The following is a 25,580-nucleotide window of genomic DNA, read 5'->3' as shown; positions in this document are numbered from 1 at the left end:
GCCTATACCTTACGCAAGGCGGGCCGAAACCCGGCGTGGTTCGGCAAACCACCGTAATGGTGCGGCGCCAAAAGGTGACTTCCGGCCCCGTTATCTGCGCCTAGTGAGGGTCGATGCCGCGCAAACGCTCGGACCGTTGCCGCAGTAGCTCCACCACTGTCAGCAAAATGATCGAGATCGCCACCAGCACCGTCGCAGCGGCAAGAATTGTAGGGCTGATCTGTTCGCGCAGGCCGGTAAACATCTGCCATGGCAAGGTCTGTTGCCCCGCAGAGCCGACGAAGATCACGACAACCACTTCATCAAACGACGTGATGAAGGCGAACAGACCGCCCGAGATCACGCCGGGCAAGATCAGGGGCATCTGGATGCGGAAGAACGTGGTGACCGGGTTCGCCCCAAGGTTTGCCGCCGCCCGTGTGAGGGATCGGTCAAAGCCCACAAGTGTGGCCGTGACGGTGATGATAACAAAGGGAATACCCAAAGCGGCATGGGCCAGAACAACCCCCATGAACGTGCCTTGCAGGCCGATGCGAGAATAAAAGAAGTACATCCCCGCAGCCGAGATAATCAGCGGCACGATCATCGGCGAAATCAAGATCGCCATGATCGCGCCTTTGAACGGGACGTGGCTTTGCGACAAGCCGATGGCCGCCAATGTGCCGAAGCCCACCGACAACAGTGTCGCCACTGGTGCGATACGCAGAGAGTTCCGCATCGGGGTCATCCATTCCTCGCCCTCCAGGCCCGACAACTTGCCCACCACAAGGCCCAGGATGGCCAAGATCACGATGGGGAAATAGTTGGTGGTGCCCTTGAGAACCTTTAGTGCAACCGTCGCCGCGATGCCGAGCCCCAAGCCGATCAGCAGACCAAGCCAAGGGTAGCCGTCTTCGCCAAAGAACGCGCGGTAATGGCGGAGGCTGTAGGCGTCGGCCTCAAACGCGAGCATGCCCGGCGTGAAGGTAAAGAAGTCCTCGGCGTTGAAGCTCAGCGGGATGATGGTCAGGATCGGAGCGATCAGGAAGAAGAAGATCAATCCGCAGATCACCCGGAACCCGTAGAACCAGATCGTTTGGCCAAGCGTGGCATAGGGGGGAAGTTTCGTATCCATGATGTGTTACCCTAGCTTCACGTTGTCGATGCCCACGATGCGATCGTAGACCCAGTAGAGAACCAGCACGAGCGCCAGCAGGAGAGAGCCGAGCGCGGCCGCGAGGCCCCAGTTCAGGCTGGACGAGATGTGGTACGCGATCCGGTTGGAGATGAACGTCCCCGTCCGTCCGCCCACCAGTTCCGGCGTGATGTAGTAGCCGATGGCCAGGATGAACACGAGGATACACCCCGCCCCAATGCCCGGAATGGACTGCGGAAAATACACGCGCCGGAAGGCAGTGAAGTTCGTCGCCCCCAGTGATTTCGCCGCCCGCACATAGCTTGGCGGAATGGTTTTCATCACCGAAAACAGCGGCAAGATCATGAACGGCAGCAGGATATGCGTCATCGCGATGATCGTGCCCAACTGGTTGTTGATCAACGCCAATCGGTTGTCGTCGGCCACAATGCCGATCCAGACGAGGATGTCGTTAATCACGCCTTGCTGTTGCAGCAGCACCTTCCAGGCTGAGGTTCGCACCAGCAAAGAGGTCCAGAACGGCAGCAACACAAGGATCAGCAGCAGGTTGGAGGATTTGGATGGCAGGTTCGAAAGCAGGTAAGCAATCGGATAGCCAAGCAGCACGCACATCAGCGTAATCATCCCCGACATGAAGATCGTCCGTTGGAACAACAGGATATAGACACGCTGTTCTTCGGGCTGCGCCTCGATCCCATCCGGGGTCAGGCGCAAGTCGATGGAGGTCAGAAAATAGCCAGCGGTGTAAGGGTCCGAGAAAGCCTCGATCGTGGCCCAGACTTCGCGGTCGCCCCAATCGTCATTCACGTCGATCCACGCCTCGCTGGGGGACATGCCGGTGAAGTCGCCCACGGCGGCGGCAGCCTCGGCCAGCAGGTCGGCCATGGGGCCGTCATAGCCAGACACGTCGTTACGGCTCAGGTCTCGGTAAAGGGCCATATAGACGGTGTTCCAAGGCTCCTCTGCCGTCGGGTTGTCATCGTCTTCTTCCTGCACCGTCCGCGCAAAGCTGCGGTAGGCGTCGGCGGTTTCTGGCAGCGTTTCCATGGCGGATACGGACAGGCGGAACGGTTGCCCCGTGCCTTCCGCGCCGGTGGCATCCTCCACCCAATCGGGGGCACCCATAAGGGCTGCCCATGTGGCGGGTTCTTCCCAAAGCGCGTTCAGGTCGTGGAACTGGTCGGCGTAGTCTTCGCCAATGTCATCCACACCCCGCCCCGACTGACGGAACAGGGAGGAAATCCCTGTCGTCTCGTAATTCAGCCGCGATCCAAGGCGCGTGTGGCGGCGACGCTCGGCCGCTTCCATGAAGTCATAGGCCAGAGCGGCGTATGTATCGTCATCGGGCAGACCTTCGGCGTCCCAGCTCTCCAGCGCCACAACGGTGCGCGGCAAGGTTTCCGAGGTGATCTGGTTCTCGACCGAGCGGAACAACATATCAACGATGGGCGCGATGAAGGCGACCAGAATAAAGATCAGCAGCGGCGCGATCAGCATCAGCGCACGAAGCTTCTGGACCCGCAAGGCGCGCGCAAGGCTGCGCTTCAGGGGCGTGCCATCGGCAGCAAGGACGGGGCCGTCTTGGACGGTGGTATCAGACATTCACACGCCCTCCACGACAAGGATCACGCTGTCGGCTGTGCGGCGGCGGATCTGTGCAACTTCTTGATATTCGGGATCATTATAGGCAGCCATGGCGGTCTCGTAGCTGTCAAACTCAAAGACAACGTGGCGTTGGAACGTCTCACCTTCCAGCACCTCGGCCTTGCCACCCCGGACGATCGGACGCGCGCCGTGGCTCAGAAGGATCGGCGTGTCACGCTCGATATACTCTTGGTAAGCCTCGGGGTCGTTCACCGTGATATGGCCGATGATATAGCCTTTGGGCATTGGGCGTCGCCTTGTCTTTCTGAAGATGTGGGTGGGCCACAATGGCAGCCCACCCGTAGACCGGGCCTTGGCCCGGGTATGGTACGGTGCGGACCGGGCCGAGGCCCGGTCTACGACGTTACTGGGCCAGCCACGCCTGGAAGCGGGCGTCCATGTCGTCACGGTAATCTGCCCACCATTCGTAGTTGAACAGGAAGGTCCGTGTGGCGTTTGCCGGATCGGTTGGCATGTGTGGCGCCATGTCGATGCCAAGCGTTGCGTGCTGACCTACCAGCGGCGCGGAGCTTGCGCGGGCCGGACCGTAGGAGATGTAAGCAGCTTGATCCGCCAGACGCTGTGTGTCCGTCGCAAAGCGAAGGAAGTCGAGCGTACGGGCCAGACGGTCCTCAGGCAGGCCTTCAGGAATGATCCAACCGTCAAGGTCGAACACCTGAGCGTCCCAGAGCATTGCAACGGGCTGGTCCTGTTCTTCGATCAGAGAGAACAGACGGCCGTTGTAGGTGGAACCCATGACGATTTCGCCATCGGCCAGAAGCTGAGGCGTGTCGGCGCCCGCGGTCCACCAAACGGTGTTGTCCTGGATTGTGTCCAGCATGGCAAAAGCACGCGTGATGCCTTCGTCGGTTTCCAGAACGTCATAGACGTCTTCCATCGCAACGCCGTCACAGATCAGGGCCCATTCAAGGTTACCAATCGGGCGACGCTCCAGCGAACGCTGGCCGGGGAAGTTCTCGGTGTCGAAGATCGCGCAGATATCGGTTGGTGTGTTGCCGTTCCATTCTGCAACGTCCGTGCGGTAGCCGACGGTCGTGGAATATACGATCTGCGGGATGAAGCAGTCGGACACGATCAGGTCGCCGAAGTCCTCGGTCGCGGGTGTGCCATCGGGGGCCGGTGCCAACACCTCGTCGTGGTCGATTTCCATCGCCAGACCTTCGTCGCACAGGCGCATGGCGTCAGATGCCACAACGTCCACGAGGTCCCACGTGACGTTGCCGGCCTCGTTCATGGCACGCAGGCGCGCCACAGCTTCGCCAGAGGATTCGTCCCAGATTACTTCAAGGCCCTCATTCATCGCTACGTAGGGGTCGGAATAGGCGTTGACCTGGCTGGCTTGGTACGCACCGCCCCAGGACACGAGGGTCATGGAGTTGGCCATGTGGCCGTCGGCCATGGCGCCGGTGGCGGCCATGCTGGCGCCAGTTGTCAGGAGCATAAGGCTCTTGAGGTTCATGTTGTCTCTCCTTGGTTGAACTTCTGTCGGGGTTTCCCCGAACTCTTGGCTCGCGCCCGCATACCGGGCACCAGCTTTACGCATCCAGCGCCCGGCAATCCTGTGGACGCCAGCCGATCTCGATACGTTCCCCCGGTTTCAGCCTGCGCTGATCGGGGGCATTTCGTGTCTTGATGATGAAATCATCTACGCCCGCGACCCGTAGGCGGGTCCGGTAGATGTCGCCCATATAGACGAACTCCAGCACTTCAGCCTTCAGCGTATGGGCACCGGGCGTCAGACGGCTTTCGTCCATCTCGACCCGTTCGGGCCGGATCGATACCTGGGTCTTTTCCCCCACCGAAGACACGTTCACCGGCAGCGCGTCGATGATCGAGCCATCGGCCAGCGTCACTTCGCACATATCGCCAGTCATCTTGCTAACCATGCCTTGCAACGTGTTGTTTTCGCCGATGAACTGCGCCACGAAGCTGTTTTGCGGCTCTTCATACAGCTCATCTGGCGGGGCCAATTGCTGAATGCGGCCATCGTCGAACACGGCGACCCGGTCCGACATGGTCAGCGCTTCGGTCTGGTCATGGGTCACGTAAACCGTGGTGATCCCCAGCTCGTGCGCCAGATTGGTAATTTCAAACTGCAAGGTCTCGCGCAGCTGCTTGTCGAGCGCGCCCAGAGGCTCATCCATCAAGACCAGTTCTGGCTCGAACACCAAGGCACGGCTCAGCGCGATCCGCTGTTGCTGACCGCCCGAAAGCTGCGCCGGACGGCGATTGATGAAATCTCCCATCTGCACCATGTCGAGCGCGCGCTTGATCTTGCCTTCACGCTCGGACTTGCCCATGCCGCGCACTTCAAGCGGGAACGACAAATTTTCGCCCACTGTCATGTGCGGGAACAGCGCATAGTTCTGGAAAACCATCCCAATGCCGCGCTTGTGGGGCGGGATGTTGTTGATGGGCTTGCCGTCGAGGGTAATCTCGCCATGGGTGGCGGTCTCGAAGCCAGCTAGCATCATGAGGCACGTGGTCTTGCCGGACCCCGAGGGCCCAAGCATTGTCAGGAACTCGCCCCGACCGATGTGCAGGTTAAGGTCTTTGACGACAAGAACCTCGCCGTCATAGCTCTTTTGAACGCGATCGAACGATACGAACGCTTGCGATCCGTCTGAGGTCAAACCCCACTCCCTGTTGTTACGCCTTGGTGTCACCGGTCAACCGACCGAGCCCTAGCTTGTGTATACAGCCTAGACGCAGGCCGGGTTTGGTTTCAACCAGAAGCACCCACAATATCCGAACCAAGGGCGAATTTCCTGCCATCATTAGTAAAATCCACCGATGCGCCTGAAAAAATCGGCAATTTCAGGCGAATCGGGCGGTTCTTGTGCTGGCGCAGCACATCGCGTATCGCTTCGCGTACCCTCAAGAGGGCGCCGTAGAGGAAAGCGACCGTGCCGCACATCTCCGCCAATCCTGCCGGGACCCCTGCCCCATGTCCGTGACGCCCCCATCCGATCCTAAGGCGACCAACCGCCCCGGCGACCTGTTGCGCCGCCTGTGGCGCGATCACGTTTTTCAGTTTTGGCCGATCATCACTGTTGCCGTCGTGTTGATGGCCATCGAAGGGGCCGCAATCGGGGCTTTCGCTTGGTTGGTGCAGCCGCTGTTTGACGAGCTGTTCAGCGCCGGTTCCATGGGCGGAGTGACATGGGTGGCACTAACCGTGGGTGGGCTGTTTACCCTTCGCGCCACCTCGGGCTTCTTTCAGCGCGTGTTGATGGTGGGCGTCGGCCTGAAAGTCGTGACCCAGTTGCAAACTCGGTTGGTGAAGCATTTCCTGACCCTCGACATGAGCTACTTTCAAGGCAATGCGCCCGGCGCGTTGATTGAGCGGGTCCGTGGCGACACGGCGGCACTGCAATCTTTGTCGTCATCGGTCTTGGTGTCGTTGGGGCGCGATAGCGTGACCCTGATCTCTTTGCTGGCGGTGATGCTTTGGACCGATTGGCAATGGACCCTATACGCCCTGATTGGCCTGCCGGTCTTGATCCTGCCGCTGCTGGCGGTTCAGGCCTTCATCCGCAAAACCGCCATCGCCGCGAGAGAGGCCGCCGCTCGCCTGTCCACCCGATTGGATGAGATCTTCCACGGCATTCAGACGATCAAGCTGAACCGTCTGGAAAGCAATGAAAGCAATCGCTTCCGCGAAGAAGTGCGCCAGTTTCTGCGCCCCTCAATCAAGGCGCAGATTGGCGTTGCAGCCAACCCCGCAATGATCGACATCATTGCCGCTGCGGGGTTTGTCGCCGTGCTCTACTTCGGCGGCCGCGATATCGTAGCGGGCGAAAAGACGGTGGGCGAGTTCATGTCGTTCTTCACCGCCTTGGGCCTATTGTTTGAACCGCTACGCCGCCTGTCGTCGATTGCCGGGCAGATGCAGGCCGCTGGCGCTTCCCTCGAACGGGTATACGAGGTGTTCGAGACAGCGCCGACAATTCTGCCGCCCGCCAAGCCACGTCCGCTATCCCACGGCGATATCACCTTCGACGATGTGCATTTGTCCTACGGCGACGCGCCGGTTCTGCGCGGCCTGAGCTTCACCGCGAAGGTGGGCGAGACCACGGCACTTGTGGGGGCGTCCGGCGCGGGCAAGACCACCGTTTTCGCCGCCCTGACTCGCCTTTACGATCCGCAATCTGGCATTATCCGGATCGGTGACGTGGCAGTTAACGGCACAGATATCACGACGCTGCGCGACACGATTGCGGTGGTGGGGCAGGAAACGGCGCTGTTCGATGAAACCATCGCGGCGAACATATTGATGGGCGACCAGACAGCTTCCGAAGAAGCGGTGCGCGAGGCCGCGAAGAACGCCTCCGTCGATGTGTTCGCCAAGGACTTGCCGCAGGGGTTGGACAGCCAAGTTGGCCCGCGCGGGTCGGCTTTGTCGGGCGGCCAACGCCAGCGCGTTGCCATTGCGCGGGCGATGTTGAAAAGCGCGCCTGTCTTGTTGTTGGACGAGCCGACCTCGGCCCTTGATGCGCAGTCCGAAAAGTTGGTGGGCAAGGCATTGGACCGACTGGCCCAGGGGCGCACGACACTGGTCATCGCGCACCGTCTGGCCACGATCCGGTCAGCCCACAAGATCGTGGTGATGGAAGCCGGACGCGTGATCGAGGAAGGCACCCACGACACGCTTCTGGCAAAGGGCGGCGCCTATTCCCGGCTGTACGAAATGCAGGTCAACGCCGCCGCCGATTAGGCCGCGCCGAACAGCGCCTTCAACGCCCCCAACCGAGGCGCGAGGGCCCCTTCACGCTGGATCGCCAGGACAAGCTTTCTTTCCAGATCATTGGGCGCGGCAAGGGTGCGGATTTCGGGCGTCAGGTAACGGGTCACGTCCGGCTCGGGGAGCAGGGTAAATCCCAACCCTTCGGTGACGCATTCCATGATCGCCTCCAGATCGTCCAACACGACCGAGGCTGCGTTTTTCGGGCGATCCTGCTCGCCCATGGTCCGCGCGATCAGCTTACCGATCCCGGTGCCGGGCATGAAGTGAAAGAACCTGTGCTGCGCCATCAACCCCGCAAGCCCGCCGTCCAAAAGCCGCTGGTGTGCGGCAAACACAAACGGCTCTCGGCGCAGGAGTTGCGACAGAAGGCGGGGCGGAAACGCGCCCGCGTCGGTCACCACCGCCGCATCAATCTGTCCATTCTCGACCTTCTCTTGCAAGACCGCCGACAGGCCGGTTTCCACCTCGAACCGGGCACGGGGGGCCAGGGTTTGCGCCCGCTTGAGAACGTCAGGCAGCAAGCGCACTGCGGCCGTGGTCACGAAGCCCAGTTTGAAATGCCCGACAAGCGTATCGCTGGGGCGGCACAGCTCCACCAGTTGATCTTCGTGCTGCAACATCGCTGTCGCCTGTTCCACAACCGATACAGCCAAGGGCGTCAGGCGCGGCGGGCGATGGTTGCGGTCAAACAGGGCAACGCCCAACTCGGCCTCCAGCGCCTTCATCTGCATGGAAAGCGTCGAAAGGGTAATCCCCAACTGCCCGGCCGCCTGCGCGAACGAGCCTGCATGGGCGATTTTCACTAGGGTTCTGAGCGACCGGGTTTGCAAGAACTTCAATCACCCTGAAGTTAAAATGAAATCTTATACGATAGAAATGAACTACATCCTTTGTATGCTCAGACGCAATCACGGTTGCGTGATCGTCCGCAAAGGAGCCTGCCCATGTCCCACCCCCTTGTCCAAACCGCCCGCGACCTTGCCCCCGGCTTTGCTGAACGCGCGGCCCATTGGGACAAGACCCGCAGCTATTGCTGGCCCAATGTGGCCAAGCTGGCCGAAGCCGGGATCATGGGCATGACGATCCCGAAGGCATTGGGCGGCCAAGGGGCCAGCTTTCTGGACGTGGCCATGGTCGTCGAAGAAATCGCCAAGGTCTGCACCCTGACGGCCCGGATCGTGGTAGAGGCCAACATGGGCGGCATCAGCGCCGTCATGGCGTACGGGACCGATGCGCAAAAATCGTTCTGCGCGCCGTATGTTCTGGCCGGCGACAAGCCCGCGATCTGCATCACCGAGCCCGAGGCCGGAAGTGCCGCCACGCAGATGCAAACCACGGCCCGCAAGCGCGGCGATACCTATGTGCTGAACGGCTGCAAGCACTGGATAACCGGGGGCGGCGTGTCGAAGCTCCACCTCATATTCGCGCAGGTCCTGGCCGAGGATGGCACACCCCAAGGCATCGGCGGCTTCATTGTCTTTGCCGATAGCCAAAGTGGCGAATTACCCAAGGGCTTTACCGTCGTGGGGCGCGAGCACACCATGGGGCTGTGTGGCATGCCTGAAGCAGAACTGCGTTTTGAGGGGCTGGAGGTCCATGAGAAGTGGCTTCTGACACCGCCGTCGGGTTTGCAGCGCGGCTTTGCCGACCTGATGACCGCCTATAATTCGCAACGCGTGGGCGCGGGCACGATAGCCCTTGGGGTCGCAGCGGGTGCCTTGGAGCATGCCAAACGCTACCTGTTGGACCGCGAACAATTTGGCCGCCCCATCGCAGAGTTTCAAGGGCTTCAATGGATGGTGGCAGACATGGACACGCAGGTCCATGCGGCCCGTCTGATGCTCCATGAAGCGGCCAAATCGGGTAAGGCCTTCCCTGACATGACGATGGCTGCGCGGGCGAAATTGTTCGCCTCGGAAGTGGCCATAAAGGTGGTAAACGACGCGCTGCAAATGTTTGGTGCACGCGGCTACAGCGACAGGGAACCGTTGGAGCGGATGTACCGCGACGTGCGGATGTTCACCATCGGCGGTGGCACCGCGCAAATCCTGCGCACGCAGGTTGCGGGGGCAGTACTTGGGATCAAGACGCCCCAAACCCGCGATGGATATGCCGCGCCCGGCTCCGCCGCGGACCGGATGGCTGCCCAATAGCGCTTGAATAATCACCCATTGATCGGCAGGAACCTTTGGCCTGTTTGCACGTTAGATGGGTATGGAAAAAATCAAATCTCCGGCACGCACGTTGCCGATGGCCAACATCGTCCTTGTTGTCATTCTCCTTGGGCTGGTGCTTGACCACGCTCAGGGCCTTATTGCGCCGGTGCTTGTCGCGATTGTGTTGGGACTGGTCCTGGCCCCTTTCGTCGATTTTCTGGAACGGTTTCGTGTCCCAAGCGCCGCAGCGGCTCTTTTGATCCTGGCGACATTCTTCGTGCTCGCCGGGGCCTTGTTCTTTGTGGTGGAGCCAACGGTCACCCATGCCATTCGAAACGGGCCTTTGATCTGGTCCGAGATGCGGACTTTCGTGGAAGGTTTGCGCGGCGCGGTGGCGGACGTGCAGGAAATCCAGGACACCGTTAACGAGGCGCTGTCAGACGGGGCCGAGGCGGGACCCGAGGCAGAAACCACCGCGGTGCCAATCCCCAACCTGCTGGACGCACTATCCTACGGTCCCGCCGTGTTGGGGGGCATCATGATCTTTATCGGCACGCTCTATTTCTTTCTGACCACGCGCCGCGATGTATACGCGCGCGTCTGCCGCTTCGTCCCGCAATTGTCCGAATCTCTTCTGATCCGCGCAGAGGCACGTGTCTCGCGGTATTTCCTCGCGATTTCGACAATTAACGCAGGGTTTGGCGTTGCCGTCATGCTGGTTATGTCCGTCCTTGGGATGCCTCAGCCCATCATGTGGGGTTTCGCCGCGTTCCTGTTGAACTTCGTGCTCTACCTTGGGCCGGGTCTCATTACCGTGGCGCTTCTGCTGGTCGGTATCGTGACCTTCGACGGTCCGATGGTCGTGGCCCCGGTGGCCGCATTCATTGGCCTTAACCTTGTGGAATCGCAATTTGTGACGCCGACGTTCGTCGGACGTCATATGGCGCTGAACCCCTTGATGGTGTTCTTGTCGCTGGTGTTTTGGCTCTGGCTCTGGGGGCCGATTGGCGGGCTTGTCGCCATTCCTCTCGTGGTGTGGGTCCGCTTCGTGATGATGGACGGCAAAGACGATACCGTCCCCACGCCGATCGACCCGGCTTAAGCCGGGTCGGTGACCCCGGCATCGCAGCTATCGGCCTTCACGGCGCCGCGCTGACCCATGGGACGATCCGCACCGACTGTGCTGTCTTCCATCGTCTGCGCTTCCAGCTCTGCATCAATTGTTGCGCCCAGTAGAATGGAATAGGCGCTCAACCACAGCCACATAAGCAGAACGATCACGCCTCCGAGGGTGCCGAACGTCTCGTTATAGGTGCCGAATGCCTGCACATACCATGCAAAGCCGAAAGTAGCGCTAACCCACATCAGAACCGCCAGAACGCTGCCCGGCGCAATCCAGCGCCACTTGGGCTGGCGGCGTGACGGGCCGTAACGGTAGATCACACTGAACGCGACCGACGCCATTACGATCAACAGCGGCCACCTCAGGATCAACACCAGATTGGTCAGCGTCTCCGAGCGGAAAATGAGATCCGCGCTTAGCGGCAAGACCGCCAGGGCTGCGATCGAGAACAGTCCCAGAAGGATCGAAAACACTGTCAGGGCGATGATGCGTAACTGCAGCGCTATGAAGCCTCGTTCCTCGTCCTCCGCGTACGCAACGTTCAGACCGGAAATCAAGTTCGCCATGCCTTTGCTGGAAGAGTATATTGCCAGTCCCAGGGCGATCAAAGCAGCGATGCTAAGGGCCTCTCCGTCCGCCCGCGCCAGCTCCAGCATCTGGCCTTCCACGATCTCTCGGGCATCATTGGGCATGGCGGACAAATAGGTCTCGGCCTCTTCCACGATTTGAGAGGGGCGCACGAAGATGCCACCCAAGGCAACCACGACGGCCAAAGCGGGGAAAAGCGCCAACATCCCGAAAAACGCAACACCCGCGGCAATCAAGCTCAACTGGTCACGCCCCTGGCGCTTCACCACGCGCATCGCGACATCGAGATAGCCGCGAGCGGGAATCTGGGCTGGATTTTCGGCGTTCTGGCCGCGCGGTGGGCTGGCTGGTTTTGCTTCGGTCATGTCGTGTGGCCTTTTCAATAGAAAGGCCCCCATCCCGTGACGGGATGGGGGTCGATTGGATCAGTCATCGGGGCAGAGGCACCGCTTAGGCCGCTTGGCCCACGCCCCCTTTGCCGTCTGACGCGAGAGATTCCTTCACGCGCTTCTGCCCTTCGGCGACGGCGTCTTCGGCGGCGACTTGCAGTTTGGCCTTCTCTTCCTGGAAGATCCGCTCTGCCTCGTCGAACAAACGGTCACGGTGGGCGCCAATGGTGCGATCTTCGATCTGGGTGCGTGGCAACATCATTGCCAGCGCTGCACCGGCGGCAAGGGCGAGACCGCCCACAAGAAGCGGGTTGTCACGGGCCGTTTCGCGGGCGGCGCGGGCAGCACGAGAGGCTTCTGCCTCGGCACGGGCTTGCACGGAAATCGCAGCTTCCCGCGCCTTGCGGATGCGGTCCTTGGCGCCGTCGGGCAGGCCGTCAAGACCTTCTTCAATCCGGGCACGAAGTCCTTCGGTCGTCTCGTAAAGACGGTCCTTGGCATGGCTCAGGCGGGTTTGTTGAGTTCTATCGGTCATGGAGTATTCTCCTTCATTGTACTGTGCGGTTTGTGCCGCTTTCATCGCGCTGTCAGCGGCTTGAACACGGGCGTCAAAACCCGCCATCGGCGGTCTGGGTTGGCGCAACCCGCCGACAGTTTCACTGGGCGTCGTGTCGTAGCCGACGCGCGGGCCGCTTTGACGTGTGGCAGCCTTCACAGCCATCCACGCCAGACCGCCAACGGTCACGGCCAACGGACCAGGGTTTTTCCGGGCGGTGGTCACAGCGCCCTCCCCTAATCCGCCAAGAATGGCGGAGGCCTTGCCGACAAGTCGGTCCGGGGAAAACTGCGTTTCCAACGCCATGAGCTGCGCGCGCAGAACATCACGTTCGGCCTGCAACTCTGCTTCGATGCGCTTCATGCTAGCCATTGATCCGCTCCTTCACTATTGCCACGTCCTGCTGGACGTTGGCGATGCTGCGATTTGGCATCAGGCGCTTGGGCTTCAGGTCATAGATGCCCTTGGCCGCAAGACCTATCGCGATCAACGCGATCCCGCCCCCGACCGCCAATGCGGCCCAGTGGGTCGCCCATCCAAGCACGGCCACCAAAGCAGCCACACCGGCACCGGCGAGCGCGATCAGCGCGACTAGCGCCAAAAGCGCGGCACCCACGATCAGCCCGATCGCCACCCCGGCCCGAGACAGGTTTTCGCCCACCTCGGCCTTGGCCAGCGCCGCCTCTTTGCGCAGGATCCGCCCGATTTGACTGACGATATCCGTCAGAAGATGGGCAGACCCGCTAAGATCAGAACGCGGGGATTGCATTAGGAGTACCCCCACCCTTTTGTGCCCTGCTCGGCCAAAGCATCACGGCCGGCAGGCACACCGGAGTAATCCAGGTGATCGGGATGCGTGGCGGGCGTATGTGCACGCTCGGACGCCTTCATCGCGCGGGCCGCGAGGAAGCCCAGGGCCGCCGCACCACCGAAAAAGACGAGCGGGTTGCGACGGGCAAATTGCGTCAAATCATGCTGAATATTGGACAGATCCATATCCCGCACGGCGGTGGCCGCGTGGGCAAGATTGTCGCCCAAATATTTCACCGCATCCGACGCCAAGGCGTTGTTTTCAAACGCTTCGCTTGCTTCGCGGAAGTTCTCGGCTTGCTCGGAAACCCGATCAGCCACGTCTTCTTTTGCAGCTTCCGCTTTCACGGCGGCGTTTGCCTTCGCGGTTTTTGCGACTTCCTCGGCGGTTTCTTTTGCCGCCGTCGCGATGTCGGATTTTGTCGAACGTGTCATGGCGAACTCCTTTATAATTTTCCGCAACAAACTGCGCGGGCTTTTGGGGTGCGCTCAGGCAAAGCCCCTCCATGCGGATCAGGGATGGCCCTGACCTGCGACGCGTCTCATCTGTTTTGCATTGTCTGTATCTAAGTAACTGGAGGGATGCAGAAAGGTTCCAACACGGTCACAAAAAGTCCGCGTTTTATTTCCTTCTGCGCCTTCCCCGCGACGGTCGCCTTGCCCCTTAGAGCATCTCGTCCGGGACGATCGGCAAGGACGAGGCGAGTTCCATCTGATCGCTATGGTCGAAGGGCAACAGAAGATGGCGACGGTCCTGCGGCGCGGCGGCTGCGTTTTCGGCCAAACGGCTGTTGATTTGCGAGACGACGTCCGCAGGCTTGCCGAATGGATCGGGCGCATCTTCGCGCAGCCAATGGCGTAGCGCGCGTGGCCAAAGAGGCTTCACATGGGCGCGTTGGGTCAGGTGCAATCCCGCCTCCGTATCCCAACGAAAGCTGCGCCCGTTCAGGTTTGCCGAAGACAATATCGCCTCGTCCGTCCCAAAAAGCGACAGCTTGGAGTGGACGTAGATCAACGGAGCGCCGTGGATCACTGCCGTATCGGGCACATCAACAGCGGGGCGCGGCTGCGCTGGGGCGGCAAGGGCCAGCCGGTCACCAAACCCTTTGGCCAGGATCTTCAGCGCATTGACCTGCAAATGCGCGCCTTTCTGGGCATCTTCGCCGTCGTTCCCTTCAAACGCCACATCTTCAGGCGCGGCGGGCAAAATCAGGATGCAAGCGAGATTTTCCTTGCGACGGGCTGCCTTGGCCAAGGCATCAGCCAAGGGTTTGTGGCGAAAAAACTGCGTTTCCAGATAGATCAGCCCTTCGGCTCGCTCGATCGCGGCCAAATGCGCCTCTTCTATCTCCGTGATCGCGGGCCGGGGCGCAATATGGGTAAGCCCTTGGCTCCGCCTGCGCGAGAGCGTCCGCAAAAAGCCCGGCGCTTGCGGCGGCGCGTCCGCTTGACCCGCTGTGACCTCTTGGAAACTGTCCAGATGCGCCCGCGCCGCGGCCACCACAGGCCCGCGGGCGATGGATTGAATATCCTGCCACGTTTGTTCAGAGCTCTGGTCGTGCCACCTGGTATCATAGCGGCGGTCGTTCAGGTCCAAACCGCCGATATAGAGCACCTCGTCATCCACAACGGCCAGTTTCTGGTGATGGGTTGCCGGGCGCAGGGGCAGGTCATCACTGGGGCTGAGATCCTGCAAGCCCGGTGTCAGGGGGTCCGGGTCTCGCGCTTCGAGCTTTTCGACAACTTTTGACTTCAGCGCACGGCGGGGCAAAAACCCGACCCGCGCCGGATGCATGGCAATCTTGAAGGTCAGGCAGGCATTGCCCGACAGTTCATCCAACGCCGCAAGCTGCCTTGCAGCATGCCAAGAGCGTCGATGGTCGTCGGTTGCAACAATCGGGTCGAAGTCGCTGATCGTGATGTCGACCGCCACGCCCTTGTTCAGAACATGCAGCAACAGATCGAACCACGTTTCTCCAATCGCCAGCCCTTCTTCGCTATGAAGGCTAGTGGTCGGATCGAAGACCCGGAAACAACAGGTGATACGCTCTGCCGCGTTCAGACACAGTCTTTCAAACGCGGGAAACGCTTCGCTTGCAGTGAAGAAGACCTCCAACTCACTGATCGGGTCTGGGGTCTTGGTTTTTTCAGTACTCACGACACGTCACCCTTGTTTCGCCACGGACACGCTGGGGTCGGCGTCGGGCATGGCTGGCTCGGGGGCCAGATCAAAAGCGGTGAACACCATCTTCAGGCAAAAGGTTCCCGGGCGTTCAATCACTTCCCATTCACCGCCGAGTTGCGACACGAATGCCTCGACCAGTCGAATACCAAGGCCCGTACTTTCCGTGGCAAGGTTTTCCTGGATAGGGACCCCGGTGCTGTTCTCGACCGTCAGGGTGACTTCACGGTTCGCGCCCGCCACAAGCCGGACATCCAGCGTGGGAGGCCCGTTCTCCGGACGGCCGATGTATTTCACCGCATTGGTAACAGTTTCATTCGCCAACAGCGCCAGTGGCACGGCCTGATCGGGGTCCAACTTCAACGGGTCCAAGTGCAGGGACGTGCGGATGCCCTCGCCCTGAGGCACGCCCACATTGAACGTGGCTTGCACGACTTCTTCCAACAGCTTGTCGCCCCAGACGTGAACCATTGAGGTCCCCGTGTAGAGAGCCTTGTGGATCGTCGAGAGACTCATCACGCGGTCCTGAACCCGTCGCAACGCCCACTTGGACGTGCTGTCTGGCGCCGCGCGCATCTGCATATTCAGGATCGAGGCGATCAACTGGAGGTTATTTTTCACCCGGTGATGCACTTCGCGCAGCAACAGCTCTTTTTCTTCAAGGTTTTCTTCAAGCTCGTCCCGGTCTGCCTGCATCCTTTTGATCATCCCATTATAAGTCGTCGCGATCTGGCGAAACTCATCGGGGGGATCATCAAGATTGGCCACACCGGCACTTGGGTTTTCAAACGAGAACGCGGCCATGCGCCGCCGGATTTCCTTCAGGTGGCGAAGGATCAAACGGTTGAGGGCCAAAAAGCCAACGCCAAACGCCATGACCCACATCAAGATAGGGAAGAGCGGTGTTAAGGAGCCGAACACGGAGACAGAGTAATTCTGTACCTCGCCGTGCCATAAGCCCAGGACGTAGACGCGATCTTCGATCAGCGGAACCAGAGCCGCCAACCGCTGAGTGCCATCCTCCGCGACCACGTTGAACGTCACTCCGCGAGAGTTCATCCCCAGGTCATCGGGCGCGACGCTGAGCGTCTCGAAAATCTCGATATCCGTAATGCCAGTGCTGGCGGAGAGCACTTGACCAGTATCATCGATCAACGCCAGTTCCACGTCCTCAACCTCGGACGCCAACAAGGTATCGGTCAGGCTGTTGGGCATCGCAACAGACGCGGCGCCAAGCAACGCCAATGTGGCGGGGTCGAAAACGGGGGCGGTTGCAACGATGACCGATGGCCCGCCATCTTCATCACTCACCTCCACCGTAATCATTGGGCGCGGACGCTCGATGAAATCCTGCCATTCGGCACGGTCTGCCAGGGCGAAGCCTTCGCGCCCATTGGCACATGAAACATCGCCAGTGATCGACGAATACCCCGCGTAGATGTAGGCCTGCGATTGCTCGACGAAGCGCTCCATCGCTGCGGCGCATGTCTCTCCGCTGGTGCCGATGATCGTGGCGGCGGCCCCCAGTGCCGTCGCAGCACCATGGGCACGGCGCAACAACGCCTGCTCAGCGCTTGCTGCCTGTGCGGTGCGCGCAAGGATATCGTGCTGCTCCAGGAACCGCGCATCCCGGACCACTGCCGTGGTTTGAACCACGGCAATGATCCCAAGAGGGAGGATAGCAAGGCTCAGGAAAAGCGCCAGTCGCGCCTTTAGCGACGTGGCGCTTCTCCATAGACGTTTGAAGGTGGTCATGCCGCAGAGGGTCCAGACAACACAGCCACGGTTGCCGCGTCGGTCAGCTCCAACTCCTCATCATCACGCAATCCAAGAAGCTCGATCAACCGCTTCCGTGCCCTATTCACACGGGATTTGATCGTGCCAACGGCGCAATCGCACATGTCTGCGGCTTCCTCATAGGAAAACCCCTCCGCGCCGACCAACAGCAACGCTTCGCGCTGTTCATCGGGCAGTTTGGTGAAGGCCACGGCAAAGTCCTTCATGGCCAGACGACCATCATGCGCGGGCTTTTCTGACAGACGTTCTGCCATGTCACCGTCGATGTCCTCGACCTCGCGCTTTTGCTTGCGATGGGCGGAGTAGAAGGTGTTGCGCAAGATGGTGAACAACCAGGCACGCATGTTTGTGCCCGCTTCGAACTTGTCGATATTCGACCACGCCTTCACGACGGTGTCTTGCACCAGATCATCGGCCGAAGACGGATTGCGCGTCAGCGAGCGCGCAAAGGCACGCATCGACGGCAAGTGCTCGACGATCTCGTCGCGTGGGTCAGTTCCCATCTTTGCCAACTCCTTCTTTTGCTTTGAGTTGAGCAATTAGGTCCATAAATCGATCGGGCAATTCGTCCTTCATCGCGTCGTCGTAGACGCGCTTTAAATTTTCGTCGATCTGCCGATTCACGCTGGTTTTTTTGGTATCTGAGGCCATATTTCACCGGTAACAAAATAAATGTGGTCTGGGTGGGAACCATTGTGGCTGCAAAAGGTTCCCAATTAAATGTCCACGAGGAGAAAAAAGCATGGCATCGACCGAAACTACAACGGACTTAAGCGCGCAGTTGGTGACAGACCTGCCGTTTTTGCGTCGCTATGCGCGGGCGTTAACCGGTGTCCAGGACACTGGCGACCGATACGCAATGGCGACATTAGAGGCGATCGTAGCTGACCCTTCCACTCTTGCAGAAGATGATTCCACGAAAGTTGGCTTGTTCCGGATGTTCCACGGCATCTGGTCCAGTTCGGGCGCCCCCATGCCCGAGGAGGCGGACCCCTCTGCCCCGCTAGAGGCCCGCGCACAACGGCGTTTGGCGCAACTCACAGCCAACACGCGTGAAGCATTGCTTCTGCATACGGTCGAAGGTTTCTCCTTCAGCAACCTTGCACGCATTATGGACATCCCTCAGGCCGAGGCCGAAGAACTGGTCGGACGGGCGCGTGCGGAAATGGGTGACATGGTGACCGGCGATATCTTGATCATCGAGGACGAAGGCATCATCGCGATGGACCTGAAATCCATCGTGACCGACATGGGCCACACGGTGACAGACGTTGCCCGTACCCGCGATGACGCGATTGCCAAAGGCAAGGCGAACGCGCCTGACCTGATTCTGGCGGATATCCAGCTGGCCGACAAATCCTCGGGAATTGATGCGGTCAACGCGCTGCTCAAGGATCTGGGCGACCGTCCGGTGATCTTCATCACGGCATTCCCCGAGCGACTGCTGACCGGCGAGCGGCCAGAACCTGCTTTCCTGATCACCAAGCCTTACTCGGAAGATCAGGTGCGGGCTGCGGTCAGCCAGGCGATGTTCTTCGCCTCCTCTGAACATATTGAAGTTGCCGTTTAATCGGCTCCGCATCACTCAGAATAATAAGCCCCGACCGTTTGGCCGGGGCTTTCTTTTGCGACGGTGCCAAGGGCTTTAGCTGGCGATGATCGCCCGGAGCATCCATGTAGCTTCTTCGTGGAACGCGCTGCGCTCTGTTGCCAGGTCCTCGGTCACCGGGTCCTTGTGATTTCCGGCCAGTTCGACCAGCGCGTGCAGACGGTGGGCCAGTTTCTCGTGGTCTTGGGCCAGATCCTCCACCATGCCGCCAGCAGAGGGCAGCTTGTCGAGATCCTTCACCCGAGAGCGTTTCACGATGTCGTCCAACCGTGTTGGCGCCAGTTTGCCCAATGCGCGGATGCGTTCAGCCAGCACGTCTGCGGCGGCAAACATATTCTCATAATGATCATCGGTCAGCTTGTGGATCGAATAGAAGGCCGGACCGGTGACGTTCCAATGGTAGGCGTGGGTCTTGAACGTCAGGCGGTAGGTGTCGGCCAGAACGTCGGCCAATCCCTCGGCCACGGCCGACGCGCCTCGCACGCCCGAGGCGACTTCATCTGCGCTTGGTACGATTTCCAATGTGTCAGTCACGGTTATCTCCTTTGCTTGTTCAGCGAACCAACACGGGGCCGACGCAGAAGTTCCTCCCAAAGTTATGGGAACCAAGTGGACGCAGGCGCGTTACCCGGCGAACGAGAAGGAATACCCATGCGCGAAGAGATGGCCGTTCGTGAGGCAGCCCGCCTCAGTTCCAAACTGATTTATGAGGTCATCCGCAGGGATGGAGAGGAAGAACTGGAGCGCCCCACAAGGTCACTTGTCTGGTCGGGCGTTGCCGCAGGTATTCTGATCTCCTTCTCGGTGCTGGCCGAGGCGGTCTTCCGCACCTACCTGCCCGATGCTCCGTGGCGTTTTCTGGTCGAAAACATTGGATATTCTACGGGGTTCTTGCTGGTCATCCTCGGGCGGATGCAGCTATTCACCGAAAACACGATCTCGACCATCCTGCCCTTGGTGGCGGAGCGCACCTGGCGCAGCGCCGTGGCTGTCCTTCGCCTATGGGCCATCGTACTGGCCGCCAATGTGATCGGCGCCCTCGCGGCCGCGGCCTTCATGACCCAAACCACAGGTGTTGCCCCCGATGTGTTGGCAAGTGTTGTAGAGCTTTCGCAGCACGCCACGGGCTTTACGGCGTCGGAAGGCTTCTTGCGCGCCATTCCGGCGGGTGTGCTGGTCGCGTCGATCGTGTGGATGATGCCAAGCCAGAATGGCGGCGAAGTGTTGTTGATTGTGATCTTCACGTGGCTCATCGCGGCGGGTGACTTCACCCATATCATCGCAGGATCGGTCGAGATGTGGGTGCTGATCCTTCAGGGTGATCTGAACGCAGCGCCCGCGGTGTTCCAGTTTTTCCTGCCGGTTCTTGCGGGCAACGTCGTGGGCGGAACGCTCGTGTTCGCCCTGTTGGCTTGGGGCCAAGTGAAAGACGAGATTGAGGCTGAAAAATAGCCACCTCCCTTGTTCACCCCTCTCGTCCGCCCCCCTGCCCGCCACTGCCTCAGATCAAGGGGCGGCGGGTTTGGGGGGTGACTTCAAGCATGGCGATTTCTTCCATTTGTTTTCGGTCACGCAGGCTCAACACGCCGTCCTCCAACGACAGAACCTGCCTGCCGCGCAGTTTCATCAAGGTCTTGTTTGTGTGGACAAGAGACAGGCCCAGAGCATCCGCCAAATCCTGCTGGCGGAACGGAAATGGACAGCGGTCGCCTGTGTTCAGCCCAAGGTCGACGCAGCGCATGTAATACCGCAAGAGGCCCCAGGAAAGACGCTGCATCGCAGTCATCTGCCCGACAGAGGTAAGCGCCTCGCCCATGAAATGTTCGTCCATGGCAGAGATCCACGTCAGGTCAAACGCACGCTCGGGCTCGGATTTGAACAATTGCCACAACTCGGACCGGTCGAAGACACATAAAACCATCGAGGTTGTCGCCTCCACGGTATGTTTCATCTCGCCCATGACCCCAGCTTGAAGACCCAGGAAACTGCCGGGGAACACGAAGTTCACAACCTGCCGCCTTCCGTTGGTCAAAAGCTTGTAGCGCAGGCCCATCCCCTTGAGAACAGTGAATAATTGCGGGCTGTTCGAGCCTTCCATCAACAACGTGGTGCCCGCATCGACCTTCAATTCGCCTACCTTGAAACGCCGCATGAATGCAGCTTCGTCTGCGGTTAACGACTCGAAAACCTCGCGTTCACGCAGGGGGCAATTGGCACAATCGGTGACCACAACTCTTCTTTCCGTTGGTGTGTCCTAGCTTAATGCAAGTTATCTAGAATTGTACCAAGAACATTATCATGACTTACGCACATTCCGCCTCACCCGCCCCCTTGGGTCAGCCCAAAACCGTGGCCTCGTCCGCGTGCCTGATCATCCATCCAAACACGTTGGTGGCATTTGATTTGCGCGACATATTGGAGGCCGAGGGCGCGACGGAGGTGTTGACGTTCACGGAGCTGTCCCAAGCGCCGCTAGAGCCGGCACGCCTTGTTATCTTGTCCACCGCACCGGGAATCCTGGAGACGTCGACCCATGGCGCCTTCTGGAAATTCTCCGAAACCCCCGTCATCATGCTGAATTCAGGGCGCATGCAGCCGATCGCGGACCCGGCGTGGGTTCACTTCATGGACGAGCCGTTCTGCACCGAAGACGTGACCGCCTTGTTGCACGGATTGCAGATTTTTTGAACAGAATGTGGAACCAAGCCTGTCGTCGTGGGGTTTTCTTTTCGTAACTGAAAAGGAGACACATCATGCTTCGTTGGGCCGTCACATTCCTTATCATTGCCCTGATCGCCGCACTCTTCGGTTTTGGGGGCATCGCAGGCGCCTCAGCTGGCGTCGCGCAGATCCTGTTCTTTATCTTTGTTGCCTTGTTCGTCATCTCCCTGGTGGCGCGCGTGGTTAGTGGACGGTCGTAAACCCGACGAGGTCAACGACCCCAAAAGGGTGAACGGTCTTGCCTCGTGACCGTTCACCCTTTTGCGTTTTTGGCAGCTAATACGCTGAATTTAATAGAAAAATAATACGGAACTTATTTCCGAACTGTTCGTTCTCATCACAGACACTAAGGAGAAATAAAATGAAAACCGGAACCATCCTCGCCATCGCCGTCGCCGCCATCGTTATTATTGCCGGCGTCTACATGATCGACATCGACCAGACCGAAGAAGCGGCTCTGCCCGAAGTTACCGTCGAAGGCGGCAATCTTCCGGAGTTCGAAGCCGAAGTCGGCGAAATCGAGATCACGGAAGAGACGATCACGGTGCCAAGCATCGAGATTACAGCGCCAGACGACGCCACCGCTTCCAACTAAGCCACCGACGTGACTTGAAACTTAACCTGACCAGGAGATCTGCCATGAACCGCGACCAAATCGAAGGCAAATGGACTGAAATCAAAGGCAAACTTCGCGAGTCTTACGGTGAATTGACCAATGATGACCTCGAAGCCGCGAAAGGTGACCGAGACCAGATGGAGGGCGTCCTTCAGCAGAAACTCGGCAAGTCCAAGGAAGAAGTTCGCGACACCGTCGACAAGATCCTCGCGAAGATCTAATTCGTCAATAGATTTTATCGCATTGTGCGGCTCCAACAATTGGGGCCGCACTTTTCGTTACTGGGGGGCGTGTGCGTCTATGGGGCGATGTTGCAAACTGAACCGGCGCCTGGTGTCGTCAGTTCCCGCTTATGACGAAGGGACCATGATCCTTGATGCGCTCAGCGGCAATCGTTGAAACGTCAGTGAAGCAGCCCGCGTACTGGGCATGGGGCGGGCGACGATAGACCGGAAACTGAAGCTCTATGGGATCAAACGGCCGGTTCGAAGAAGGCGCATGGGTGACTCAGGCGGAAATCGGGTCTTGTGAGGCGGTGACACGGGCAATTTCAGATCGCGCACTGGCGTCGAGGGCCGAGGCAAGCACCTCCATCTCCCAAGGCGGCGTCGTGTTTGTGGCGTTCAGGGTCGTGTGAACATCAGCCTCAATCGGCCCCAGCCCAAGATCGCCGTGAAACGCCCCCACCGCGCTGGCGCCTTCGGCAACGTCGCCTTCCACAAGGATCAGCGCATGGGCCAGAATGCGACGCTGTCCGCCGCCGATCGGTCGCACCCGCTGCGCCGTACCAACGACCTTGCGGTCAAACAGGGACAGATTCCACGCTCCGTCACAAAAGCTGTTTGGTGTCGCGCCCGTGGTCCACGGGGCCGGGATCGCGCTGCGGATGACCTGTGTGATCAACCGATATCCGTCGTCAATCGTGAACGTCCTGCCTGCGGTGAATGCCAGCGCCAGGTTGAGCGCGCCGGGTCCCTGGGGAACAGCTCCGCCACCGGTGGGGCGCAAATGCAGCGGCCAGCCCCGTGCGGCCGAATTGCGCCGGCCGTCGTAAAATCCGGGTTTGCGGCGCAGATTTGCGGGACAGACAAGCGCACGACGACGCGGGCTCCACAAACGGACCGCGACGCCGTCTGAAGTGAAGGCCTCGGCCTCTAGGGCAAGGCCGTCAGCCACGCCGCCTACCACGTGAAGCGTGCTGCTCAAACGGCCATCCCTTCTATCTCTGCGCAGATCGTGGTCAAGAGATCGCCCGCGGGGGCGCCGTCCAAGGCCCGGTGATCGAAGGTCAGCGATAGCCCGACAAGACGCTGAAGCGCGATCTCCCCTCCCGGTGCGCACACGGCACCGTCGGTCATCCAGCCTGTGCCGAGAAAGCAGATTTGCGACGCGTTCACGATTGGGGGGAAGCTTTTCACGCGCGTCAGTCCAAGGTTCGACACGGTAAAAGTCCCGCCCGTCATTTCCGTTACCCGCAGCTTATTGATCTTTGCCCTTGCCGCCAAGTCTCGCCGTGCCGCGCGAAGGCGCCGGCCTCCATCGCCTCAGCGCCGAAGACGGCCGGTGCCACCAATAGATTTCTTGGCACGGCGATGGCGACGGAAAGATCGACCGTGTCCGATAGCGCACTCCGTGCCTTGGTGACGTGAACGCCTCCTCCCAATTGCGCGGCATGTTCGCCGCTCGTACCGTTGAAAGGAGCATCGGCCCAGTACCCCATAGAAACAACGTCGTGATGGCCGTAACCGGCCTGACGATCGCTACCTATAGGCAGTTTGAGCACTTTGAGATGATCCGAACCGCACCACGGGCCAACGGGTTCGGCACTTTGCTTCGGTATGGAGGGGCCATGCCTTGAAAGAAGGCGGGGCTGACCTGACACGCAAATCCACCTGCCCGAGGGTATCTCGGACAGTAACTTTCTCAAATGGTGCGGTTTCCACCTCAGGGATTTTCTGGAAATGCAAATTAGTGGCCGCCGGCCGCAAACCCGTTTCCATCGGCACGCAAAAACTCTGGCCCACGGATCGCTTCGGAAATTTCTGTGAAATGGTACCAGCGCCCCGGCTCGAACGGGGGACCTCCTGATCCACAATCAGGCGCTCTAACCTACTGAGCTACGCCGGCATCCTATCGGGGGCGGGGATAGCGCCCGTTTGATGCGATTGCAAGAGGGTCAATCGCTAAGATTAATCGTCCATTCCTGTTCAACCAAATCCACCCCGAACGAGGTCACGGGCCGCGACTGGGTGCGAGTGAACCCGTTGGCCGCATACAACGCGCAGGCGGCGCGGTGGCTTTCGTGGGTCCACAGGACCAGTTTTGCGAACCCTTGTCTGCGGGCATGGTCCAGACACAGGTGCAGCAACCGCTTGCCCAACCCCTTTCCCCGTGCAGTGGGGGCCAACAAAAACAGGCGTAGTTTCGCGGTGTCGGGCTCTGGCCCCTTTACGCAGAAGATCGAGCCGAGCCGCTGCCCGCCCTCCCAAGCGATCCATGCCCTCTCTACCGGGGCGTCGCGATGGTCGATGAAATCGGCAAGGATGCGGGCCACCAGCGCCTCGAACGAGGCATCAAAGCCTTCGTCCCGGGCGTAAAGCGTGCCGTGCTGCTCTATTAACCAACCGGCGTCGCCGATCGCTAAATCTCGAAACTCGACGGCCAATTCAGCGCTCCCTTGCCACGACCTACGCCGCTACGGTAGGGCATAGGTATCACATTCATGCGGAGGGCCCCATGGGGATCAATAGCGAAAACGACCTGGCTGCCGATCTACAGATCGGGCCAACAACCCTTGGCATGGTGCGCATTTACCTTGTGGGTGACGGCATCGACCTGCCGATGGATTTTGACCCGGACGAGGCGGAAGACATCGCCGAAGAACTGCGCGCCGCCGCCGCTGCCGCACGCAAATCGGGCAAGAAGCGCAAGTAATCTAGCGCGGGCAGCGCATAGGGGGCGCCCTACAGCGCCCTGCCCACCCCGGGATCTTTCAACGCCTGCAACCGAAGCGCCGCCGCGCGGGCGAATTTTTGCGCCACGGCCTTGCGGCGGGCCCCTGCCAGCTTGGTTTCCGGGCCCATGCGCAAAATCTCTGCATCATAGGCGTCGGCGATAATCAGGCCGGTGTCATCGGGCAACAGCTCGGTCGGGAAGTCTTCGTCCACGGCCCAGAAATATCTGTCCCCCCATTCCAGATACCCCTCCCACTTGCTGTCCGAGGTGAAATCAACGCGGGACGACTTGCATTCGATCACCCAGAATTCTCCCTTCGGCCCCAACGCCATCACGTCGAGCCGCTTGCCCCGTTCGGGGGTGAACTCTTCCAAAGACACGAAATCATGGGCCAGCAGGTGGCGGCAGACACCTCGGGCCAGCAATTGGCCGGGCATGAGGGGCGCGATTGTGAGAGACTCTTCCATCGGACAAACATGAACAATAGGTGAACAAAATGCAAGAAACTTGGCGGACTTGACATGATACCAT

General features: G+C 59.9%; 31 protein-coding genes and 1 tRNA gene. 10 read left to right on the top strand and 22 right to left on the bottom strand.

Features of this window, described 5'->3' with window-relative positions; genetic code table 11:
- Window positions 1-100: 100 nt before the first annotated feature.
- The 6 genes from AADW23_RS08695 to AADW23_RS08670 all read right to left on the bottom strand — a co-directional run bounded on the left by AADW23_RS08695 (window position 101) and on the right by AADW23_RS08670 (window position 5,717).
- Window positions 101-1,114, bottom strand: coding sequence for an ABC transporter permease (locus tag AADW23_RS08695; protein WP_341864112.1), 1,014 nt, complete (start codon window positions 1,112-1,114; stop codon window positions 101-103).
- A 6-nt stretch (window positions 1,115-1,120) separates the two neighbouring features.
- A complete protein-coding gene (locus AADW23_RS08690) occupies window positions 1,121-2,737 on the bottom strand; it encodes an ABC transporter permease (RefSeq protein WP_341864111.1) in 1,617 nt (538 codons plus the stop codon).
- On the bottom strand, window positions 2,738-3,025 hold the full coding sequence (locus AADW23_RS08685) for a DUF1330 domain-containing protein (RefSeq protein ID WP_341864110.1): 288 nt from the start codon (window positions 3,023-3,025) through the stop codon (window positions 2,738-2,740). It lies immediately after the preceding gene.
- Window positions 3,026-3,143: 118 nt separating this feature from the next.
- Window positions 3,144-4,259, bottom strand: a complete 1,116-nt coding sequence (locus AADW23_RS08680; protein WP_341864109.1) for an extracellular solute-binding protein — start codon at window positions 4,257-4,259, stop codon at window positions 3,144-3,146.
- A gap of 76 nt (window positions 4,260-4,335) precedes the next feature.
- Window positions 4,336-5,433, bottom strand: coding sequence for an ABC transporter ATP-binding protein (locus AADW23_RS08675; protein WP_341864108.1), 1,098 nt, complete (start codon window positions 5,431-5,433; stop codon window positions 4,336-4,338).
- Window positions 5,434-5,525: 92 nt separating this feature from the next.
- On the bottom strand, window positions 5,526-5,717 hold the full coding sequence (locus AADW23_RS08670; protein WP_341864107.1) for a hypothetical protein: 192 nt from the start codon (window positions 5,715-5,717) through the stop codon (window positions 5,526-5,528).
- Window positions 5,718-5,747: 30 nt separating this feature from the next.
- Here AADW23_RS08670 and AADW23_RS08665 point away from each other — a divergent pair, with 30 nt between their 5' ends.
- Complete coding sequence (locus tag AADW23_RS08665; RefSeq protein ID WP_341864106.1) at window positions 5,748-7,517, top strand: ABC transporter ATP-binding protein; 1,770 nt, start codon at window positions 5,748-5,750, stop codon at window positions 7,515-7,517.
- On the opposite strand, the gene AADW23_RS08660 is transcribed toward AADW23_RS08665, so the two are convergent.
- Window positions 7,514-8,377, bottom strand: a complete 864-nt coding sequence (locus AADW23_RS08660) for a LysR family transcriptional regulator (RefSeq protein WP_341864307.1) — start codon at window positions 8,375-8,377, stop codon at window positions 7,514-7,516. The two genes, AADW23_RS08665 and AADW23_RS08660, sit on opposite strands and share 4 nt — an antisense overlap.
- A gap of 114 nt (window positions 8,378-8,491) precedes the next feature.
- On the opposite strand from AADW23_RS08660, the gene acdA reads away from it, so the two are divergent.
- Both acdA and AADW23_RS08650 read left to right on the top strand, forming a co-directional pair.
- Complete coding sequence (acdA, locus tag AADW23_RS08655; RefSeq protein WP_341864105.1) at window positions 8,492-9,700, top strand: 3-sulfinopropanoyl-CoA desulfinase; 1,209 nt, start codon at window positions 8,492-8,494, stop codon at window positions 9,698-9,700.
- Window positions 9,701-9,761: 61 nt separating this feature from the next.
- Window positions 9,762-10,805 (top strand): AI-2E family transporter, encoded by a 1,044-nt coding sequence (locus AADW23_RS08650; protein WP_341864104.1) that lies wholly within the window; start codon window positions 9,762-9,764, stop codon window positions 10,803-10,805.
- Here AADW23_RS08650 and AADW23_RS08645 read toward each other — a convergent pair.
- From AADW23_RS08645 to AADW23_RS08610, 8 genes are all read right to left on the bottom strand, one after another.
- Window positions 10,802-11,779, bottom strand: coding sequence for a YihY/virulence factor BrkB family protein (locus tag AADW23_RS08645; protein WP_341864103.1), 978 nt, complete (start codon window positions 11,777-11,779; stop codon window positions 10,802-10,804). The genes AADW23_RS08650 and AADW23_RS08645 overlap by 4 nt on opposite strands.
- Before the next feature lie 85 nt (window positions 11,780-11,864).
- Complete coding sequence (locus tag AADW23_RS08640) at window positions 11,865-12,731, bottom strand: hypothetical protein (protein WP_341864102.1); 867 nt, start codon at window positions 12,729-12,731, stop codon at window positions 11,865-11,867.
- Window positions 12,724-13,128 (bottom strand): phage holin family protein, encoded by a 405-nt coding sequence (locus AADW23_RS08635; RefSeq protein ID WP_341864101.1) that lies wholly within the window; start codon window positions 13,126-13,128, stop codon window positions 12,724-12,726. Before AADW23_RS08635 ends, AADW23_RS08640 begins: the two co-directional genes overlap by 8 nt.
- Complete coding sequence (locus AADW23_RS08630; RefSeq protein WP_341864100.1) at window positions 13,128-13,604, bottom strand: hypothetical protein; 477 nt, start codon at window positions 13,602-13,604, stop codon at window positions 13,128-13,130. Before AADW23_RS08630 ends, AADW23_RS08635 begins: the two co-directional genes overlap by 1 nt.
- Window positions 13,605-13,833: 229 nt before the next feature.
- Complete coding sequence (locus tag AADW23_RS08625) at window positions 13,834-15,327, bottom strand: phospholipase (RefSeq protein WP_341864099.1); 1,494 nt, start codon at window positions 15,325-15,327, stop codon at window positions 13,834-13,836.
- 6 nt (window positions 15,328-15,333) lie between these two features.
- Entirely contained in the window at window positions 15,334-17,106 is a 1,773-nt protein-coding gene (locus tag AADW23_RS08620) for a histidine kinase dimerization/phosphoacceptor domain -containing protein (RefSeq protein WP_341864098.1), read from the bottom strand.
- Complete coding sequence (locus tag AADW23_RS08615) at window positions 17,103-17,651, bottom strand: RNA polymerase sigma factor (RefSeq protein ID WP_341864097.1); 549 nt, start codon at window positions 17,649-17,651, stop codon at window positions 17,103-17,105. The genes AADW23_RS08620 and AADW23_RS08615 overlap by 4 nt, the downstream gene beginning before the upstream one ends.
- On the bottom strand, window positions 17,641-17,724 hold the full coding sequence (locus AADW23_RS08610; RefSeq protein WP_341864306.1) for a NepR family anti-sigma factor: 84 nt from the start codon (window positions 17,722-17,724) through the stop codon (window positions 17,641-17,643). Before AADW23_RS08610 ends, AADW23_RS08615 begins: the two co-directional genes overlap by 11 nt.
- 166 nt (window positions 17,725-17,890) lie before the next feature.
- Here AADW23_RS08610 and AADW23_RS08605 point away from each other — a divergent pair, with 166 nt between their 5' ends.
- A complete protein-coding gene (locus AADW23_RS08605; protein ID WP_341864096.1) occupies window positions 17,891-18,718 on the top strand; it encodes a response regulator in 828 nt (275 codons plus the stop codon).
- Between the two features lie 75 nt (window positions 18,719-18,793).
- Here the strand turns inward: AADW23_RS08605 and AADW23_RS08600 are convergent, their stop codons facing one another.
- Window positions 18,794-19,291 carry a DNA starvation/stationary phase protection protein gene (locus AADW23_RS08600; RefSeq protein ID WP_341864095.1) on the bottom strand — a complete coding sequence of 166 codons (498 nt, stop codon included), beginning with the start codon at window positions 19,289-19,291 and terminating at the stop codon, window positions 18,794-18,796.
- Between the two features lie 117 nt (window positions 19,292-19,408).
- Here AADW23_RS08600 and AADW23_RS08595 point away from each other — a divergent pair, with 117 nt between their 5' ends.
- The gene (locus AADW23_RS08595; RefSeq protein WP_341864094.1) at window positions 19,409-20,209 is read left to right on the top strand and encodes a formate/nitrite transporter family protein; all 801 of its coding nucleotides are present in this window, start codon (window positions 19,409-19,411) and stop codon (window positions 20,207-20,209) included.
- A gap of 49 nt (window positions 20,210-20,258) precedes the next feature.
- Here the strand turns inward: AADW23_RS08595 and AADW23_RS08590 are convergent, their stop codons facing one another.
- Window positions 20,259-20,987 carry a Crp/Fnr family transcriptional regulator gene (locus AADW23_RS08590; RefSeq protein ID WP_341864093.1) on the bottom strand — a complete coding sequence of 243 codons (729 nt, stop codon included), beginning with the start codon at window positions 20,985-20,987 and terminating at the stop codon, window positions 20,259-20,261.
- Between the two features lie 68 nt (window positions 20,988-21,055).
- Here AADW23_RS08590 and AADW23_RS08585 point away from each other — a divergent pair, with 68 nt between their 5' ends.
- The 4 genes from AADW23_RS08585 to AADW23_RS08570 all read left to right on the top strand — a co-directional run bounded on the left by AADW23_RS08585 (window position 21,056) and on the right by AADW23_RS08570 (window position 22,315).
- On the top strand, window positions 21,056-21,445 hold the full coding sequence (locus tag AADW23_RS08585) for a hypothetical protein (RefSeq protein ID WP_341864092.1): 390 nt from the start codon (window positions 21,056-21,058) through the stop codon (window positions 21,443-21,445).
- A gap of 65 nt (window positions 21,446-21,510) precedes the next feature.
- On the top strand, window positions 21,511-21,678 hold the full coding sequence (locus AADW23_RS08580; protein WP_341864091.1) for a DUF1328 domain-containing protein: 168 nt from the start codon (window positions 21,511-21,513) through the stop codon (window positions 21,676-21,678).
- Window positions 21,679-21,839: 161 nt separating this feature from the next.
- The gene (locus AADW23_RS08575; protein ID WP_341864090.1) at window positions 21,840-22,073 is read left to right on the top strand and encodes a hypothetical protein; all 234 of its coding nucleotides are present in this window, start codon (window positions 21,840-21,842) and stop codon (window positions 22,071-22,073) included.
- 44 nt (window positions 22,074-22,117) lie between these two features.
- Window positions 22,118-22,315 (top strand): CsbD family protein, encoded by a 198-nt coding sequence (locus AADW23_RS08570; protein WP_341864089.1) that lies wholly within the window; start codon window positions 22,118-22,120, stop codon window positions 22,313-22,315.
- 286 nt (window positions 22,316-22,601) lie between these two features.
- On the opposite strand, the gene AADW23_RS08565 is transcribed toward AADW23_RS08570, so the two are convergent.
- From AADW23_RS08565 to AADW23_RS08550, 4 genes are all read right to left on the bottom strand, one after another.
- A complete protein-coding gene (locus AADW23_RS08565) occupies window positions 22,602-23,300 on the bottom strand; it encodes a hypothetical protein (RefSeq protein ID WP_341864088.1) in 699 nt (232 codons plus the stop codon).
- The gene (locus tag AADW23_RS08560; protein ID WP_341864087.1) at window positions 23,297-23,599 is read right to left on the bottom strand and encodes a 2-oxo acid dehydrogenase subunit E2; all 303 of its coding nucleotides are present in this window, start codon (window positions 23,597-23,599) and stop codon (window positions 23,297-23,299) included. The genes AADW23_RS08565 and AADW23_RS08560 overlap by 4 nt, the downstream gene beginning before the upstream one ends.
- Before the next feature lie 545 nt (window positions 23,600-24,144).
- A tRNA-His gene (locus AADW23_RS08555) sits at window positions 24,145-24,221 on the bottom strand.
- Window positions 24,222-24,270: 49 nt separating this feature from the next.
- Window positions 24,271-24,759 (bottom strand): GNAT family N-acetyltransferase, encoded by a 489-nt coding sequence (locus AADW23_RS08550; protein WP_341864086.1) that lies wholly within the window; start codon window positions 24,757-24,759, stop codon window positions 24,271-24,273.
- A gap of 71 nt (window positions 24,760-24,830) precedes the next feature.
- Here AADW23_RS08550 and AADW23_RS08545 point away from each other — a divergent pair, with 71 nt between their 5' ends.
- Window positions 24,831-25,028 carry a DUF6324 family protein gene (locus AADW23_RS08545; RefSeq protein WP_341864085.1) on the top strand — a complete coding sequence of 66 codons (198 nt, stop codon included), beginning with the start codon at window positions 24,831-24,833 and terminating at the stop codon, window positions 25,026-25,028.
- A gap of 29 nt (window positions 25,029-25,057) precedes the next feature.
- Here the strand turns inward: AADW23_RS08545 and AADW23_RS08540 are convergent, their stop codons facing one another.
- On the bottom strand, window positions 25,058-25,516 hold the full coding sequence (locus AADW23_RS08540) for an MmcB family DNA repair protein (RefSeq protein ID WP_341864084.1): 459 nt from the start codon (window positions 25,514-25,516) through the stop codon (window positions 25,058-25,060).
- Window positions 25,517-25,580 lie beyond the last annotated feature (64 nt).

The sequence above is a fragment of the Gymnodinialimonas sp. 57CJ19 genome, assembly GCF_038396845.1.
Taxonomy (GTDB): domain Bacteria; phylum Pseudomonadota; class Alphaproteobacteria; order Rhodobacterales; family Rhodobacteraceae; genus Gymnodinialimonas.
Note: the sequence above shows the minus strand (reverse complement) of the source record. Positions and strands in the feature narration are given on the sequence as shown.